The organism is Variovorax gossypii (assembly GCF_003965815.1).
In the GTDB taxonomy this organism is placed as follows: Bacteria; Pseudomonadota; Gammaproteobacteria; order Burkholderiales; family Burkholderiaceae_C; genus Variovorax; species Variovorax gossypii.
Genome location: NZ_RXOE01000005.1, coordinates 314,741 through 330,708 on the forward strand (window position 1 = coordinate 314,741; position 15,968 = coordinate 330,708).

Consider the following 15,968-nt stretch of genomic DNA (forward strand, 5'->3'; position numbering starts at 1 on the left):
TCAACAGCGGGACAAGCTGCCGGCATCGCTATCCTCGGTCGCCCAGCACACCGGCCGCAGATCCGCCAAGGGGAGCAGGACGCGCTTGCCATCACCGAAGCGAACCTCACCGACATTGCCCTCCTGCGCCTTGATGCGAAGAGTTCCACGCCGCCCACCGTGCTCCACCACCAGCACCGTGTGTCCGCCGCTGACCACCTTGGTTGCCTTGCTGCTGTTGGCCGATGATCCGGGGGAGCCTGCGGGGGCGGAACGCGGCAGGCTATCGCTCACCTCTTCCAGGTGCGCGCGGTTGATCGGCCCGCCTTGTGCCAGAAGTGCTTGAACCGCCTTTGGCCGCTCGCGGGCGACAGCCGCCAACCGGTAGAGCATCCGCACATCGCCGCCGATCCTTCCCTCCTCCACCGCCCGCCGCAGTTCCTCCGGCGCATCTCCGAGCCTGGCAATCTCCGTGATGAAGGAGCGCGACTTGCCCAGCCTGCGTGCGATCTCGGCGCGGGAATGCCCCTCCTTCTCTCGCTGTGCGATGAAGGTGGACAGATCGAATGGAGACATGTCCTCGCGGTGCAGGTTCTCGGCCGCCTGTGCAAACGGGTCGATGCGTTCGTCCACGAAAGCCGGAATGGTGATCAGACCGGCACGGCGCGCGGCCCGCACCCTGCGCTCCCCACGGTTGACGATGTACCGGTTCGCCTGCGCCGGGTGGGATCGAAGGGACACCGGCTCCAGCACACCATGCTGGCGGATCGACTCGGCCAGTTCCGCGAGACCCGCCTCCCGTACGGCGCGACGCGGCTGTGCGGGGTCGAACTCGATGCTGTCCAGCGTCGCCTGCTGCGGTGCACCCGCCGCGGCGCGGACGGCCGTCGCCTGCGCCAGCAGGTCGGTCGCTCTGAACTGCGAAAGCGCGCTCAGATCCAGGCTACCGTGCGCAATCATCCCTTCGTCTCCGCCCGTACCGCCTCGCCCGGATCTGCAATGCGTTGCTGCAACAGCTCGAACACCTGCAGCACTTCGAGGCTCGCCGCGCGTGCCGCACTCTTCGGCAGTTGCCATACCGGCACCCCCTCGGCCAATGCCTCGGGAATGGCCGACCGGATCGAGATCCGTGCCGGAACGACGAACTCCCGGAAATTCAGGGCCAGTTCCTGCATCGCCGCTTTCTGCCGCAGCGAATGCGGGTTGAAGCGGTTCAGCACGATCCCGGCCAGTCGCAACCGCGGGTTGTAGCGCTGCCGGATGCCGAAGATGGTCTTGAGCATGTCCGTGACACCGTCGATGCTGTACTCCTCCAGTTCGATGGGACAGACGGCGGCCGTCGCCGCCATCAGCGCCGCGCTCATGCGCAGCCCCAGTGCCGGCGGCGTGTCGATCACGACCGCGTCGAAGTCCCGCGCCAGGCGGATCACGTTGTTGCGGAATGCGGGAATCACCTCCTCCGGCTTTGCAAGCTCGACATCGGCCAGCAGCCTTCCACCCGTCACCATCGCAATGGACTGCCCGCCAGTTGCCACCGTCGAGGTCCCGCCCTGCTCGAAGAGCTCGATCGTCTCGACGCCAGTCGCGAACCGACGCAGCGACTTGGTGCTGTTGGCCTGGGTGTCGAGATCGATCACGCACACCGATTGGCGATGCACATCGGACAGCCAGAATGCGTACAGCACGGCCAGCGTCGATTTGCCGACACCGCCTTTCTGATTGCCGAAGACGACCACATTGCCCAAGGCTTGCTCCTCGCGATTCGCTGGCTGCGCGGGGCCAATCGCGCGAATCTAGCGCCGCGAATCGCCGCACCGCCACTGACAAAAGAGACAGTCGACACGCGCGCAACCGCAGGTAGACAGTGCGGCCATGCGAGCAACGAATGGTCACTGCATTGGCACCATGCTGAAAGGCGGGCGAGCAGCCTGCCTCTCGCTGCGTGCCGCAGCCGGACTGATGGTCTGTGCGGGAAGCCTCTGCGCCCAGCCCCTGCCCGCTTCGGTGCAGGTGATTGCCCCATCCGAACAGACAGCCCGCGACAAGGAGCGCATCGATATTCTTCGCCAGGAGCTGAGAAAGTCGGAGGGGCAGCTCGAAAGCCTCGTGCGCCGCAGAGCCGAGCGTCTTGCCTTGTCCGACACGCAGGCCGTCAACGAAGCCGACGAACAACATGCTCGCCTGCTCGGCGATATCGCAGGCCTCAAGCGGGAGATGGCTTCGATGGTCCACGCAACCGGGCGTGCCCTGCCGACCAGGCCCGTCGCCGGCCACGGCCGGCATCGCGCGATCGCGGGCTGGAACGAGTCCCCTGCCCCCTGGTGGGATGTCTACGGCAACGGCCAGGCGGCAAGACTGCCTGCATCGCCGGCTGCCGCACCCGCACCCTGGGCAGGGCCTGCAAACCGATCCCTTCCATCTGCCGGAGTAGCGCCATGACCGCATACCTGGTTCACAGTTCGCCCCCCTCCACCCGGGCCGGAGGCGTCGCCGAATCGGCAGGGGCAAGCTCGGCGCATGCAGGCCGTCGACGCTTCAGCCGCCGCACGCTCCTGCGGGTCACGGTGTTCGCAGCCCTCCTTCCCGCCATCGCCTTCGGAGGCAGTCCCTTCGCCACCGGCGCGAACGCCACTCAGCAGCAACTGGTGGCCATCCTGACGCCGCTGGCGGCAGTCGCCGTGATGGTTTCCGGGGCCATGGCCTGGTTCGGACGCCTGAGCTGGTGGTGGATGGTCGCCGTGGTGATCGGGACCGTGCTGGTCTTCGGCGGTCCGCAGATCGTGTCCTGGATCCGGGGCCTGTTCGGGGTCTGAGGAGACAGAAGATGAGCCGCTGCCTGGGCATCGTCGCCGACCCTCTCTTCGTGGGCATGACGCGGCCCCCGATGGTCTGCGGCGTGACCTATGCAGCCATGATGTTCAACATCGTCGTCACCACCGAGTCGTTCATCGTCACCACGAATCTCGCCTGGCTGCTGGCCTTCGTGCCGGTCCATGGGGTGCTCTACCTGGTGTGCCTCTACGAGCCGAGGTTCTTCGATCTGCTGCAGCTGTGGGGACGCACGCGTCTGCCAGCCCTTCTGGTTGGCAACCTGCGGTTCTGGCGCGCCAGCTCGTACAGCCCGCTGGTGGTGGATTTGCCGGATCTTCGCGGCCGCCGGCGCTCCTGCTGCGCCGACGTGTTCATCTAGACGCCCAGCCCAGGGACGTGCGCGATGCCACTGCTCTCCCGCTCCAAGAAGACGCTGCGCCGCGAAGTCCGTGCCGCAGCCATGATCCCGCTCGCATCCCACGTGGACGAACACGTTGTGCGGACATGCGCGGGCGACTATGTCCAGACACTGCGGCTGGCCGGTGCGTCCTTTGAAAGTGCGGACGACGAGGACATCAACAGCTGGCACGAGCGGCTCAACGTCCTGCTGCGCAACATCGCCTCGCCCAACCTGGCGCTGTGGACCCACGTGATCCGGCGCCGCGAGACCATGTGCCCGCAGGGCCGGACCGTCCCTGGCTTCGCCCGCGAGGTGGAGCAGCGCTACCGCCAGAAGATGGCCAGCGAACGGCTCATGGTCAACGAGCTCTACCTGTCGCTGGTCTTCCGGCCGCAACCCACGCACATCGGCGACGCTGCACTGCGTCTTCTCAGGCGCGCGGATCCGGCGGGTGCACGAATGGAACTGCGCGACTCCCTCGACGCCTGCGGCAAGCTGCGCCAGGAACTCCTGGCGGCCCTGGAACGCTACGACCCGGAGGTGCTGGGCGTCTACAGGCTGCCGCAAAAGGATGCACTCTTTTCCTCTCTGCTGGAGTTCCACGGCCTGCTGATCAACGGGGAATGGCAGCGCATGCCACTGCCTCGCTCGCCGCTGAACGAAGCCTTGGCCACCACCCGTCCCTTCTTCGGCAACGAGGCCATGGAGTACCGAACGGACACTCGAACCCGCATCGGCGCCTTCCTGGGCATCAAGGAATATCCGACGCCCACCGCGCCGGGGATGTTCAGCGCCCTGCTGACGGCGCCGTTTCCGTTCGTCCTGACCCAGAGTTTCACCTTCCTCGCCAAGGGCACAGCCACCGACATGATGAGCCGCCAGCACCACCGCATGGCGGCCGCTGGAGACCTGGCGGTCTCGCAGGCCGAAGAGCTCGAGGACGCGCTCGACGACCTGATGAGCAATCGCTTCGTGGTTGGCGACCATCACTTCAGCCTCCACGTGCTGTCCGACGACGACACCACCGCCGGCGAGCCCGAGGGAGTCCACAGACTGAAACAACTCAACGACCATGTGGCCCGGGCTCGCTACCTGCTGGGCGACACCGGCATGGTGGTGGCCAGGGAGGACCTGGCGCTGGAGGCGGCCTTCTGGGCACAGTTGCCGGGGAACTTCTCCTACCGCAGCCGCAAGGCTCCCATCACCAGCCGCAACTTCGCGGCCATGTCGCCCTTCCACAATTTCCCCACCGGCCGCGCGATGGGCAACTACTGGGGCGATGCGCTGACCGTGTTCATGACGCGGGCCGGCTCCCCCTACCATTTCTCGCTGCACACCAGCGATCCGCGCAGCCCCGAAGGTGGCAGCCGGCGGGATGTGGGACACATCACGGCCCTGGGGCCTATCGGTTCCGGCCGGACCACCCTGCTTGGTTTTTGCATGGTCGCCATCTGCAATCGCCTCGACGCCACCCAGATCATCTTCGACAAGGACGAGGGACTGCACATCCTCGTGCGAGCGCTGGGCGGCCAATACCTGCCGCTGAAGAACGGCGCGCCCACCGGCTGCAATCCACTGCAGCTGGACGCGTCCGTTCCGGACAACCTCGAATTCATGAGGCACTGGCTCAAGCGCCTTGTCATGCGCACACCGAACGACCTCCTGACGGTGCGCCAGGAAGACGATCTTGAGCAGGCCCTGCATGGCACGCTCAAGCTCGAGCGCCCCTTCAGGCGGCTGTCACGGCTCGCGGCCTTCCTGGACATCACGGATCCGGAGGGCATGCACGCGCGTCTTCGCAAATGGTGTGACTCGGAACGCGGGGACTATGCCTGGGTCTTCGACAACGACCACGACGAGATGACCCTTTTGCTTGCCCGTCACGCCTTGGTCGGCTTCGACGTGACCGACTTCCTCGACAACGAGACGATCCGCGCGCCGCTGACCATGTACCTCTTCCATCTGGTCCACCAGATGGTGGACGGCCGCCCCCTGGTGTGCTGGATGGACGAGTTCGCCAAGCTCCTCGGCGACCCAGCCTTCACGCAGTTCGCCAAGAATGGCCTGGAGACCTGGCGCAAGAAGAACGCGAACATCGCCACCTTCACCCAGAGCACCAGTCACGTGCTGGGATCCAGCATCGCGCGGACCATCGTCGAGCAGACGCCCACCAAGATCCTGTTTCCCAATCCGGATGCGGACTACGACGAATACACCCAGGGTTTCAACCTCACGGACCGGGAGTTCGCACTCATCAAGCAGGAGCTCGAACCTGGCTCGCGCCAGTTTCTGATCAAGCAGAACCATGCGAGCGTGGTCGCGCAGCTCGATCTGCGAGGATTCGACGAAGTCCTGCATGTCATCTCGGGGCGCACCGGCAACGTCCGCCTCATGCGCGACTTCATCGAGAGATACGGGCCCCAGCCCGACCAGTGGCTGGCCCCTTTCCGCGCGGCCCTGGCCATCCATCCCGCCCGTTCAACCTCGCCCTGGAGGTCTCCCATGCATAGGCGTCTTTTCCTTTCTTTCCTTCTTGCCGCGACGGTGTTCACGGCATCTCCAGGCGCGAAGGCCGGCATTCCGGTGATCGACGTCACGGCCGTTGCCAACCTGATGCAGCAGATCATGTACTGGCAACAGCAGATCTCCTCCATGCAAAGGCAGTACGACCAATTGAAGGCCTCGAAGGATCAGTTGGCCCAGACCTACGGCGCCATGACCGGCACGCGAGGCATGGAGCAACTGCTGCCGATTCCGGAGCACGCACGCAACTACCTGCCGCCCACGTACGGCGAACTGATGAGCACGCTCAATGGCTCATCGGCGAGCTACACCGGGCTGGCCGGGCATGTCCAGTCGATCATGAAAGCCAACAGCGTCCTTTCCGGGACGCAGATGGATGCGCTCAGCCCCGAGCTGCGTCAGATCGTCGAGCAGGGTCGGCAGTCCGCGGCCTTCCTCAACGGAATGACGCAAAGTGCCTACCAGAACACCAGTCAGCGCTTCTCGGCGCTGCAGCAGTTGATCAACCGCATCGCCACCGCTCAGGACCCCAAGGCCATCCAGGACCTTCAGGCTCGGATCCAGGCCGAGCAGAGCATGCTCACCAATGAACAGACGAAGCTGCAGAGCCTCTATCAGATCGCTCAATCCGAGGAGCTCACGCGCAAGCAGCGCATTCGGGAGCAGTCTGCTTCGGACATTGGCTCGACAAGGGGCCTTCCCGCCGTCACCTACTAGGCATGCAGGACCTATCCATGCAGAAGACGGTCCTGATGCTCCTCGCGGGCATCTCCACCGCAGCAACGGGAGTCGGGGCGTGTCGACTCTTCCATCATCGGCCCAGAGAGACCGCGCCCTCAGCAAACGCGAAGCCGGCCGTTTCGCCAGCTTCTTCGTTGAACCCGAACGGCGGCCAACTGACGCAGCAAAAACTTGATATCGGCAGCACGCGCGACCTGAAGCCGGTTCCCATCCCGCAGGGCAACGCTCACTAGTGATCTCGATCATGGGCTTTTTTGCTCAATTCTTCTCCTGGCTCGACAGTCAACTGACCAACTATGTTGGCACGCACTCGGCGCGGGTCGCGTCCGCCATCGAGCCCGCCGCCGTGACGCTCGCGACCGTCTACGTAATGATCTGGGGCAGCCTCAGCCTCGCCGGGCGAATCCAGGAGCCCATCTGGGAGGGCGTCAAGCGCATCCTCACCATCGCAATCGTCCTCGGTGCAGGGCTGCGCTTGTGGACCTACAACCAGGTCATCACGGACACCTTCTATCGGGCACCTGAGCAGTTGGCGGCCTCCTTCGTCGGCACCACAACTGTCGTGAATGTGATTGATCAGGTCTGGCTTGACGGAACGGCGGTTGCTGAACAGCTCCTCAACAAGGGAAGTGTGTTTGATCGCGACTTTGCGTTCTATATCGCAGGATTCCTGGTCTATCTGCTGGTCGGTCTGACTGTTGTCGTGACGGCTTTCCTGCTCGGTCTGTCGAAGGTGGCCATTGCGATCCTGCTTGCCTTGGGTCCGGTCTTCATCATCCTGCTCTTCTTTGATGCCACCCGGCGATTCTTCGAATCCTGGACCGCACAGCTGGCGAACTACGCGCTCATCGGCGTGCTCACCGTGCTCGCCGCCGCATTGCTTCTCAACATTGTGAAGGCGTATGCGGCGAGTGCGGCGGCCACGGGCGCAGGAATCACCATTGCTGCCAGCGCGAGGGTCTGCATCGCCTCAGCCCTGGTCTTCCTGGTGATGCGCCAAGTCATGCCGATCGCAGCAGGGCTTGCAAGCGGTGTCGCACTCAGCACCTTTGGTGTCATCAGCGGAACGCTTCAATGGGGGCTCGGCACTACGAAGAGAACCAGCAACGAATTCGGTCGCGGCTTGCTCGACGGCCTCCGTCGAGAACCTGGCGGGCGGTGGGATTCATTCCGCCGTCTGGCAGGCAATCGCGTAGGTGCCGGCATAGCCTCCGTCGGCCAGATCGGCGCATCGCGCCGCGGCGGTACGGTCCTTCCAAGGGAACGGGTCATGCCGAGTTCCTCCCGCAATCGCTAGCGGTGGTGCATGCGATGAAACCCTGCGTCGCGCTCATCATGTTGGCCGTTCTCCTGGCGGCCTGCGGCACCCGTCCACCCCAGCCACCGGAGTGCGAGGGTCCGCTCACGCCGATCAACACGCCGGCCCGCACGCCGCGTTCGGGAGCAGTCAATGCGCCGTGACGCCGCGCCGGAAAGCTATCTGCTCGAGGCCCAGAGCTGGGAACTCGACCGCGCGCGTCGGGCGGAGCACTCCGCCAAGGTCGCGTGGATCGTTGCCAGTGTGTCCATTGTCATCGCGGTCCTCGCGGCCGCCGCCGTCGCCGGCCTTACGCCTCTGAAGCAGCCCGTCCCTGTTCTCATCCGGGTCGACAGCAGCAGCGGGATCGTCGATATCGTGCCCACCTACGAAGGAACAGCCGATATCGAGCAATTGGTGACCCGCAACCTCCTGCAGAACTACGTGATCGCACGCGAGCGCTACTTCTACGGCACCGCGGAGGCGGACTACGAGTTGGTCGCCGCCCAGAACTCGCCGCGACTGAACCAGGAATGGGCGAGCCTGTGGGCCACCGACAACCCAGCCTCGCCCTTGAACGCCTACAAGGACGGCACCTCCATTCGCACGCAGGTGCGCTCGATCACTTTCCTCAAGCTGGACAGCGGCAAGGACCGACTGGCCCAGGTGCGCTTTACCCGTTCCACGCGCGCGGGCGGCAACGGGGAGGAGCAGGCCAGTCATTGGGTTTCCACGATCGATTTCGCCTATGTCCGCCCGTCGAAGGACGACAAGACGCGCTCGCTCAATCCATTGGGTTTTCGTGTCGTGGAATATCGGCGAGAGCCCGAAGTCGCCACGATGGGCGCGGCACCCGGCAAGCAGGATGTGCGATGACACGCCGAAGTGCACAACTCGCGATCGGCTTGGCGGCGGAGCTGGCGTTCGCCACACCCTTTGCTGCAGCAGCGACCGTGCCACCGGCCGGCAAGGTCGACGCGCGGGTGCGGGTGGTCGCCTACAACGCCGATGACGTGATCATTCTCCAAGGCTACGTCGGCTACCAGATCCATCTGCAGTTCGCTGAGGGCGAAGAATTCGTGAACCTGGGCTCGGGTGACAACGGTGCCTTCGACGTCGGCACCGAGCGCAATCACTTCTTCATCAAGCCCAAGGAGCCAAGCGCTTCCACCAACTTCACCGTGCTGACCAATCGACGGGTCTACCACTTCGACTACGCCGTTTCGGCAGCCACGTCCACGGGCGTGGCCAGCAAGCGCATGATCTACTCGGTGCGCTTCGTCTATCCGGAGGACGAAGCCCGCGCTGCGGCCAAGGAAGTGGAGCGCCGCCGTGCGGAGGCCTTGTTGAATCGGGAGACGGTCAACCGGCCACGCAACGCCGACTACTGGTTCTGCGGCAGCGATTCACTCAAACCCGTGAGCGCCTACGACGATGGCGTGCACACCCGGCTGCGTTTCCGGTCGAGTTCGGATTTTCCGGCCCTCTTCGTCCGGAACGACGATGGCTCCGAATCGCTGCTGAACTTCCACGTCGAAGAAGACGAAGTGGTTGTCCACCGCGTGGCACGTCGCCTGGTGGTGCGTCGCGGCAAGCTGGTCGGCTGCATCGTCAATCAGTCCTTCGCCGGCAGTGGCGCGCGCGCCCCCACCAACACCACGGCACCTGGCGTGCAACGCGTCATCACGGGAGAGGGTCCATGAGCGTTCCGGACCATCCTCGCCATGGTACCCGGGTCGAGACACCGAAGGCATCCGATGTACCCGATATCGACCCGGATACCGGAGAGATTCTGTCTTCACGGCGCACCTCGGATTCACCGCGCGAGCCGCATCCTGCGGCCGGAACAAGCACGACGATCCGTGGCGAGCGCACCATCCCGTCGGTCAATCGCGAGCGCTCCATCCAGGCCCGTATCAGCGGCTTCCTGGCACTGGCCACGATCATCCTGCTGGGCGCCGGATTCTTGTTCTGGTACTACAGCACGCAGTACACCAAGACGCGGGATGCCGAAGAGGCCGCGAGAAAGGCGAGCGCAGTTCGTGCCGGCGGGGAGATGAAGGTGCCGCCGCTGGGTCGCATTGCCATTCCCGGGACTCCGCCAGACCCGGTGCCGATGACACCCGGCCCGCTCACACCGCCCTCGCCAGCAGTGACCAACACGAGTCCGCCGTCAAAGACGACCGAGCAGATCGCGCTGGAGCGTCAGCTGGGACTTCCCGTGCTCCGGCGTACGCAGGCGCCGCTGCACACAGGAGCCATGACACCACCAGCATCGGCGGAGCCGATCCTGGTGCCCGGCGGCGTTCCCGGGATGGCGCAGTTGATCGGGGCGCTGCAGGCTCCCAATGCCGGTTCGCCGACGCCCGCTGGCAGCAGCCTCGCAACCAGCCTTCGCCCCACCTCCACCCCAGCGGTGTCAGCCCAGCTGCTGCCCACGCGGCGCATGCTGCTGCCCAAGGGCACGTTCATCGATTGCACCCTGGAAACAGCCATCGATTCCACCTACGAAGGCATGGCCACCTGCATCGGCAGCAGCGACATCTACGGTGCCGATGGCAGGGTCGTGCTGCTGGAACGCGGCACGAAATACGTCGGCGAACAGCGCGGCGTTCCACGCCAGGGGCAGGGCCGGGTCTTCGTCGTGTGGAACGAAGCCCGCACCCCCGCTGGCGTGGTGGTCCAGTTGGCCTCCCCGGGCACGGATGAGCTCGGACGCAACGGCCTCCCGGGATTCGTGGACACCCATTTCTGGGACCGCTTCGGCGCGGCGCTCCTGATCTCGGTGATCGACGGCACGATGCAAGCCATCGCCGCTCAACAGCAGCGCGGCGCGCGTCTTGCCAGCGGCGGCGGCGTGGTGCTCGCCCCCCAGGGCAATCGGGATGTCATCACGGAGGTATTGCGCAGCACCATCGCGATCCCGCCTACCGTCATCAAGAACCAGGGCGAGCGGATCCAGATTCTGGTCGCCCGCGATGTGGATTTCAGGGGTGTCTATGCGCTTCGAACCGATCCCACCGCGCCTTGACCGGGAACCTGGCCACGCGGCAGAAGGCGGACAAGCCATGCGAGAACCCGCGCCTGCTGCCGAGTCCATCGAGCCGCCCTCGTCCCTCGCCCTCTTCCTGAGCCCGCTCAATCGCCTGCTGGACGATCCCGAAGTCACCGAGATCTGCATCAACGCGCCCGGCGCGGCTTTCGTGGAGCGGCAGTCTGGCTGGACCCGTGAGGCACTGCCGTTTGCCAGCTTCGACTGGTGCATGTCCATTGCCAAGCTCGTGGCGAACTTCACCAGGCAGCGCGTCTCGGCGAACGAGCCCCTGCTGTCCGCCACCCTGCCGGGCGGCGAACGGATTCAGGTCGTGCTCCCACCCGCGACGCTCGCGCAGACCGTTTCGATCACGATCCGGCGTCCGTCCAACGCACTCTGGACGCTCGAAGACCTGGAAGGCATGCGCCTCTTCGCGCCGACACGCAGCGCTCCCGCGACGCGAGCCCGGTCATCCGATGTCACGCCCCGATCCATCGAAGACAAGGAACTGGTGGACCTCCTCGCGCGCATGCAGTTCGTATCGTTCCTGCGTCGTGCGGTCCAGCTGCGCAAGAACATCCTCCTCTCCGGTGCAACCGGCTCCGGCAAGACGACGGTGGGCAAAGCACTGATCCTCGAGGTGCCCGCCGAGGACCGTCTCGTCACCATCGAGGACGTCATGGAGCTTTCGCTGCGCAATCAGCCGAATCACGTGAGGCTCTTCTACTCGCAGGGCGCCCAGGGTCAGGCCGAGGTCACGCCCGGCCAGTTGCTGGCCAGTGCGAAGCGGCAGCGGCCCGACCGGGTCTTCGTGTCCGAGTTGCGCACGGGCGAGGAGGTCTACGACTACCTGGTGTCCGTGAACACCGGACACCCCGGCTCGATCACCAGCGTGCATGCGGACAGCGCCGAGCTGGCCTTCGTGGCGCTGGCGCAGCTCATGAAGCGCAGCCAGGCGGGCCACGGCATGAGCACCCGCGAGGGGGTGGAACTGGCACAGATGAGCGTGGACATCGTCGTGCAATGTGCGAGAGACAGGCAAGACGGCCGGCAGCGGCGCATCGTGCAGGAGATCTGGTATGACCCAGGCACCAAGCTCCGAGGGCTTGCCTAGCCTGTTCAGGATTTCGGTCGCGCTGCTGGCTGCGGCGGTGGTCGGCCTGTATGTCGCGGCCCATGCCTTCCTGATGGCCATGGGATTGCCGACGCGGGAGGCCTCGTTGCTCACGCTTCGCCAGTACTGGGAGGCCCATGGCGAGCGGCCCGATGTACGGCGTGCGCTGGTCACGACGCTGCTCGCCTCCGAGGTCCTGTTACTGGGCTTGGTAGGGGCGACGATGCTGCCCAGGCGCCGGCCCCTGCACGGCGATGCCCGATTCGCCACCCGGCGCGAGATCGGGAGGGCGGGCCTCCTCAAGGAGAACGGCATCATCCTCGGGCACCTGGGCCGTCGCTACCTGGTCCTGCCCGGCCAGCAAGGCGTCGAGCTCGAGGCGCCACCGCGCAGCGGCAAAGGTGTCGGCGTCGTCATCCCCAACCTGCTGAACTGGCCCGGCTCCGCCATCGTGAGTGACATCAAGGGCGAGAACTTCATGCGCACGGCAGGTTTCCGGGCCGCGCATGGTCAGCAGGTGCACCTGTTCGATCCCCTGTCGGAACACGAGTGCTCGGCGCGCTGGAATCCGCTCGGTTACGTGTCCGGGTCCCCCTACCGCTGCATCGACGACCTCCAGCGCATCGGCACGATGCTCTTTCCCGACCCGCTGGCCGGCGATCCGTTCTGGACCTCGTCGGCCCGCTCCCTGTTCCTGGGCATCGCGCTCTACCTCTTCGAGACCGAAGGCAGCACGCGCACCTTGGGCGAGGTGCTGCGCCAGGGAATGGCCAGTGATGCCGAGGGCTTCCAGAAGCATTGGAAGCGCGTGATCGAAGCTTGCGAGCGCGCCGGCTATCCCCTGTCGCAGCAGGCGGTGCGAAGTCTCTACGACGTGATCGACCTTGCGCCGACCACCGCCTCCAGCATCCGCAAGACCTTCACCAGCCGCCTGGACCTGTGGCTCAACCCGATGATCGATGCGGCCACCTCGGCCAACGACTTCGATCTGCGCGACCTGCGCAAGCGTGCGATCTCGATCTACGTGCAGATCAATCCCGACAACATCGCCCGGCTGCAGCCGCTGCTCAACCTCTTCTTCCAGCAGGCCATCGGCCTGCAGACGCGGGAACTCCCGGAAACCAATCCCGAGCTTCGGCTGCAGCTCCTGCTGATGCTCGACGAGTTCCCGGCCCTCGGCCGCATCCCTGTCATCGCCGAATCCACGGCCTTCCTGCCTGGCTACAACGTGCGCACCGTCGTCATCGTCCAGTCCGGTTCGCAGCTGATCGAGAAGTACGGCATCGAAGGCGCCAAGTCGATCCGCAAGATGCTGGCCGCGCGCATCGTGTTCCCGCCCAAGGAGTACGAGGACGCCGAGGCGATTTCGCGCGAATTGGGCACCTGTACCGTTCGCCAGAAGACTGTGAGCCGGCCGATGTGGGGTGGCGCGGGAGGTTCCGGCAAGGCGACGACGGTCAGCATCAGCGAACAGGCGCGCCGCCTGCTCCTGCCCCAGGAAGTCAAGGAGCTTGGACCGGATCGGATGATCCTGTTCTACGAGGGACTGCGGCCGGTGCTCGCGCGCCGCATCTTCTACTTTCGTGACAAGTTCTTCGCCAAGCGCGAACTGCCGCCACCACCGGTGCCGAAGCTGGATGTGGATCATCGCGGCTGTGCCACCAGCGACTCCCGGGCGGCGACGCCCGGTGCTGAGCAGGGAATGGCCAACGCGAACCCAACCCCCTTTGACAACGAAGCGGCGGGCCGCGACCTGAAGCTGGAAGACTTCTCTTTCGACTTTGGCGACGTGGTGATTCCCGCAGAGAAACTCAGCGACGAGGAGCTCCGGCGCCACGCCGACGAGTTCGTGGCACGGATCCTGGACTGATGGATATCACTTCGATGCACCTCGGATCGCCCGATCGTTCAGCGTGCAGCACTCATCCGGAGGAAGCCCATGTCCAAAGACCACTCCTCAGACAAAGCCGCGAGCGGCGCTGAAGACACCGATTCGCAGGACTTTGCCGGCGAAGCCGAAGGAAGCGCGCCTCCTGCGGGCCGCGGCCGCCACAAGGTCCCCGATACGGTCGAGCGCCTCTACCTGCGCATTGACGATCGCTACTTCTTCCCGGATCGCACCCTGGCCTTCATCGACGACGGCAACCGCATCCGTGTGCGAACCGAGAACCGCGCGGCGCTGCAAGGCGTCGTGGCGATTGCTCAGGCGCGCGGCTGGCGGGTGCTCAAGCTCAAGGGTACCGAGTCTTTCCGACAAGGCATGTGGCGCGAGGCCACACTGCACGGAATCGAGGTCCACGGTTACAAGCCGACTCCGGCTGAAATACTTCAGGTTCAACGTGCGCTGAAGGGTTTGCAACCCTCACAGGAGCCTGAACGCAAGCCGACGCCACAGGCGGTATCGGTGCCCGGCAGCAATGGCTCATCGAGACATCGCATCCAAGGCATGCTGATGGCGGCCGCCGCAGCGCCATACCGGTTCGATCCGAGCGCGCGCATGTCCTTCTACGTACAACTTCGCACCGAAGGCGGCGATCGCACCATCTGGGGCGCGGACCTCGAGCGCGCCCTTGTCGAGTCGGCTTCGCAGCCGCGCATCGGGGATCAGGTCGTGCTCACACAGCATGGTACCCATCCAGTCAATGTCCGCGTGGCGACCCACAACGAGCATGGCGAAATGGTCGGCGAAAAGAAGGTGGTCGCGCAACGCACCCGATGGAGCATCGAAACGCCGGACCACCTTCGCGCGATCGAACGATCTGCCCAGCAGGTGCGCAGCGGAGAGCTGCAGGCCGACGCGATCCCGGCCGAGCACCCGGAACTGCACGCGGCCGCGCAATGCCTCAGACTGGCCGAGCAGTACGCCCGGCGCCTGACCAGCGATCAGGGTGGACAGCAGCGGCTCATGGAGCTGATCCGTGAGCGGATGGCTGACGCGCTGGCACAGGGCCGATCCATCCACCTTCCGGACCGGCGGCCTGACCATGTGCCACAGCACGTCCGTCAGCGCACGGCACGGAATCACGAGGAGCCGAGCCATGAGCGCTTCTAGGCGGCTCCCGAGTGCGGCGTTGAAGTTCGCGGCCTTCGCCGCGGGCTTTTCCTGCATCTTCTTGCCTTCGGCGCTCGCGGAAGGCGCGCCACCCACGTGCGCGCCTGTGCAGCCCCTCTCGTACATGGCGGCCTTCACGCCCAGCCTGGCATTGCCGCTCGTGCTGGTCGTCCGCACTGTACCGGCGCTCGCCGCGCAGTACAGCGCCGTGTGGCAAAAGCTGCGGGACGACGGCATCGATCAGCGCCCTGCGTATTGAGCCGCGCCATAGTCCGAGCCTACACGTCATGTCACGAAGCCAAACAGCATGCACTCGGGTTAAACAACCGGCGCCAACAACCTGCTGGACGGTCTCAGAAGGCTCGCTTGAAGCACTCAAGTGGGTGGGCCTGGTGCTCATGACGGGCGACCACATCAACAAGTACCTGCTGCATGAGGCAATCCCTGCGCTCTACGCTCTGGGGCGCATGGCAATGCCACTCTTCGGCTTCGTGCTCATGGCCCATCTGGCGCGCCCTAACGCTCTTGCAGCCGGTGTGCATCTGCGAGTCATGAAGCGTCTGGCGATCTTTGCACTGCTGGCCACACCTCCCTTCGTCCATCTGGTGGGCTGGTGGCCTTTGAACATCCTCGCCACGCTCCTGCTGGCGGTGCTGATCGCTTGGTTACTCGGACAAGGTGGATGGTTTCGCCGCTGCACTGCGTTGATTGCCTTTGTCTTCGGTGGTGCGATGGTCGAATTCTGGTGGCCAGCGCTGCTCAGTTGCCTGGGCGCCTGGGCCTTCCTGCGCAAGCCTGGCCATCTGCAACTGCTGGGGTGGGTCCTGGCGACGGCCTCGCTCGCAATCATCAATGGCAACTTCGCTGCCTTGGCCGCGCTGCTCTTGATTTGGGGAGCGAGTCAGGTCGATATCCCAATGCCGCGCAGCCGCTGGATCTTCTACGCTTTCTACCCAACGCACCTCTCGCTGATTGCCAGCGTGCTGCAGCCGATGTGATCCACCTGAAGGGACTGCA

General features: G+C 65.1%; 16 protein-coding genes. 14 read left to right on the forward strand and 2 right to left on the reverse strand.

Annotated features, from left to right (window positions below; genetic code table 11):
- Complete coding sequence (locus tag EJP69_RS20260; RefSeq protein ID WP_126472279.1) at positions 1-939, reverse strand: ParB/RepB/Spo0J family partition protein; 939 nt, start codon at positions 937-939, stop codon at positions 1-3.
- Positions 936-1,715: a ParA family protein gene (locus EJP69_RS20265; RefSeq protein WP_240652248.1), complete on the reverse strand. Its 780-nt coding sequence runs from the start codon at positions 1,713-1,715 to the stop codon at positions 936-938. Before EJP69_RS20265 ends, EJP69_RS20260 begins: the two co-directional genes overlap by 4 nt.
- A gap of 136 nt (positions 1,716-1,851) precedes the next feature.
- On the opposite strand from EJP69_RS20265, the gene EJP69_RS20270 reads away from it, so the two are divergent.
- The 14 genes from EJP69_RS20270 to EJP69_RS20335 all read left to right on the forward strand — a co-directional run bounded on the left by EJP69_RS20270 (position 1,852) and on the right by EJP69_RS20335 (position 15,949).
- A complete protein-coding gene (locus tag EJP69_RS20270) occupies positions 1,852-2,418 on the forward strand; it encodes a hypothetical protein (RefSeq protein WP_126472280.1) in 567 nt (188 codons plus the stop codon).
- Entirely contained in the window at positions 2,415-2,792 is a 378-nt protein-coding gene (locus EJP69_RS20275; RefSeq protein ID WP_240652236.1) for a TrbC/VirB2 family protein, read from the forward strand. Before EJP69_RS20270 ends, EJP69_RS20275 begins: the two co-directional genes overlap by 4 nt.
- A gap of 11 nt (positions 2,793-2,803) precedes the next feature.
- A complete protein-coding gene (locus tag EJP69_RS20280) occupies positions 2,804-3,169 on the forward strand; it encodes a VirB3 family type IV secretion system protein (RefSeq protein WP_093208719.1) in 366 nt (121 codons plus the stop codon).
- A gap of 24 nt (positions 3,170-3,193) precedes the next feature.
- Positions 3,194-6,430 carry a VirB4 family type IV secretion/conjugal transfer ATPase gene (locus EJP69_RS20285; protein WP_240652237.1) on the forward strand — a complete coding sequence of 1,079 codons (3,237 nt, stop codon included), beginning with the start codon at positions 3,194-3,196 and terminating at the stop codon, positions 6,428-6,430.
- Positions 6,431-6,447: 17 nt separating this feature from the next.
- A complete protein-coding gene (locus EJP69_RS20290) occupies positions 6,448-6,687 on the forward strand; it encodes a hypothetical protein (protein WP_126472281.1) in 240 nt (79 codons plus the stop codon).
- The gene (locus EJP69_RS20295; protein WP_240652238.1) at positions 6,687-7,751 is read left to right on the forward strand and encodes a TrbL/VirB6 family protein; all 1,065 of its coding nucleotides are present in this window, start codon (positions 6,687-6,689) and stop codon (positions 7,749-7,751) included. The genes EJP69_RS20290 and EJP69_RS20295 overlap by 1 nt, the downstream gene beginning before the upstream one ends.
- Before the next feature lie 153 nt (positions 7,752-7,904).
- On the forward strand, positions 7,905-8,627 hold the full coding sequence (locus tag EJP69_RS20300; protein ID WP_093208709.1) for a VirB8 family type IV secretion system protein: 723 nt from the start codon (positions 7,905-7,907) through the stop codon (positions 8,625-8,627).
- Positions 8,624-9,454 carry a TrbG/VirB9 family P-type conjugative transfer protein gene (locus EJP69_RS20305; protein WP_093208706.1) on the forward strand — a complete coding sequence of 277 codons (831 nt, stop codon included), beginning with the start codon at positions 8,624-8,626 and terminating at the stop codon, positions 9,452-9,454. The genes EJP69_RS20300 and EJP69_RS20305 overlap by 4 nt, the downstream gene beginning before the upstream one ends.
- Positions 9,451-10,782 carry a type IV secretion system protein VirB10 gene (gene virB10 / locus EJP69_RS20310; protein ID WP_093208703.1) on the forward strand — a complete coding sequence of 444 codons (1,332 nt, stop codon included), beginning with the start codon at positions 9,451-9,453 and terminating at the stop codon, positions 10,780-10,782. Before EJP69_RS20305 ends, virB10 begins: the two co-directional genes overlap by 4 nt.
- Positions 10,783-10,819: 37 nt before the next feature.
- On the forward strand, positions 10,820-11,899 hold the full coding sequence (gene virB11 / locus EJP69_RS20315; RefSeq protein WP_240652239.1) for a P-type DNA transfer ATPase VirB11: 1,080 nt from the start codon (positions 10,820-10,822) through the stop codon (positions 11,897-11,899).
- Positions 11,865-13,769: a type IV secretory system conjugative DNA transfer family protein gene (locus EJP69_RS20320; protein ID WP_126472282.1), complete on the forward strand. Its 1,905-nt coding sequence runs from the start codon at positions 11,865-11,867 to the stop codon at positions 13,767-13,769. The genes virB11 and EJP69_RS20320 overlap by 35 nt, the downstream gene beginning before the upstream one ends.
- 69 nt (positions 13,770-13,838) lie before the next feature.
- Positions 13,839-14,951 (forward strand): LPD7 domain-containing protein, encoded by a 1,113-nt coding sequence (locus EJP69_RS20325; RefSeq protein WP_126472283.1) that lies wholly within the window; start codon positions 13,839-13,841, stop codon positions 14,949-14,951.
- 19 nt (positions 14,952-14,970) lie between these two features.
- Complete coding sequence (locus EJP69_RS20330) at positions 14,971-15,210, forward strand: hypothetical protein (RefSeq protein WP_093208693.1); 240 nt, start codon at positions 14,971-14,973, stop codon at positions 15,208-15,210.
- A 28-nt stretch (positions 15,211-15,238) separates the two neighbouring features.
- A complete protein-coding gene (locus EJP69_RS20335; protein ID WP_093208690.1) occupies positions 15,239-15,949 on the forward strand; it encodes a TraX family protein in 711 nt (236 codons plus the stop codon).
- The last annotated feature ends 19 nt before the right edge of the window (positions 15,950-15,968 follow it).

Coding starts and splice junctions, on each gene's coding strand:
- EJP69_RS20260 (WP_126472279.1), bottom strand. CDS start 939: ATGATTGCGCACGGTAGCCTGGATCTGAGCGCGCTTTCGCAGTTCAGA.
- EJP69_RS20270 (WP_126472280.1), top strand. CDS start 1,852: ATGCGAGCAACGAATGGTCACTGCATTGGCACCATGCTGAAAGGCGGG.
- EJP69_RS20275 (WP_240652236.1), top strand. CDS start 2,415: ATGACCGCATACCTGGTTCACAGTTCGCCCCCCTCCACCCGGGCCGGA.
- EJP69_RS20280 (WP_093208719.1), top strand. CDS start 2,804: ATGAGCCGCTGCCTGGGCATCGTCGCCGACCCTCTCTTCGTGGGCATG.
- EJP69_RS20285 (WP_240652237.1), top strand. CDS start 3,194: ATGCCACTGCTCTCCCGCTCCAAGAAGACGCTGCGCCGCGAAGTCCGT.
- EJP69_RS20290 (WP_126472281.1), top strand. CDS start 6,448: ATGCAGAAGACGGTCCTGATGCTCCTCGCGGGCATCTCCACCGCAGCA.
- EJP69_RS20300 (WP_093208709.1), top strand. CDS start 7,905: ATGCGCCGTGACGCCGCGCCGGAAAGCTATCTGCTCGAGGCCCAGAGC.
- EJP69_RS20305 (WP_093208706.1), top strand. CDS start 8,624: ATGACACGCCGAAGTGCACAACTCGCGATCGGCTTGGCGGCGGAGCTG.
- virB10 (WP_093208703.1), top strand. CDS start 9,451: ATGAGCGTTCCGGACCATCCTCGCCATGGTACCCGGGTCGAGACACCG.
- virB11 (WP_240652239.1), top strand. CDS start 10,820: ATGCGAGAACCCGCGCCTGCTGCCGAGTCCATCGAGCCGCCCTCGTCC.
- EJP69_RS20320 (WP_126472282.1), top strand. CDS start 11,865: ATGACCCAGGCACCAAGCTCCGAGGGCTTGCCTAGCCTGTTCAGGATT.
- EJP69_RS20325 (WP_126472283.1), top strand. CDS start 13,839: ATGTCCAAAGACCACTCCTCAGACAAAGCCGCGAGCGGCGCTGAAGAC.
- EJP69_RS20335 (WP_093208690.1), top strand. CDS start 15,239: ATGTCACGAAGCCAAACAGCATGCACTCGGGTTAAACAACCGGCGCCA.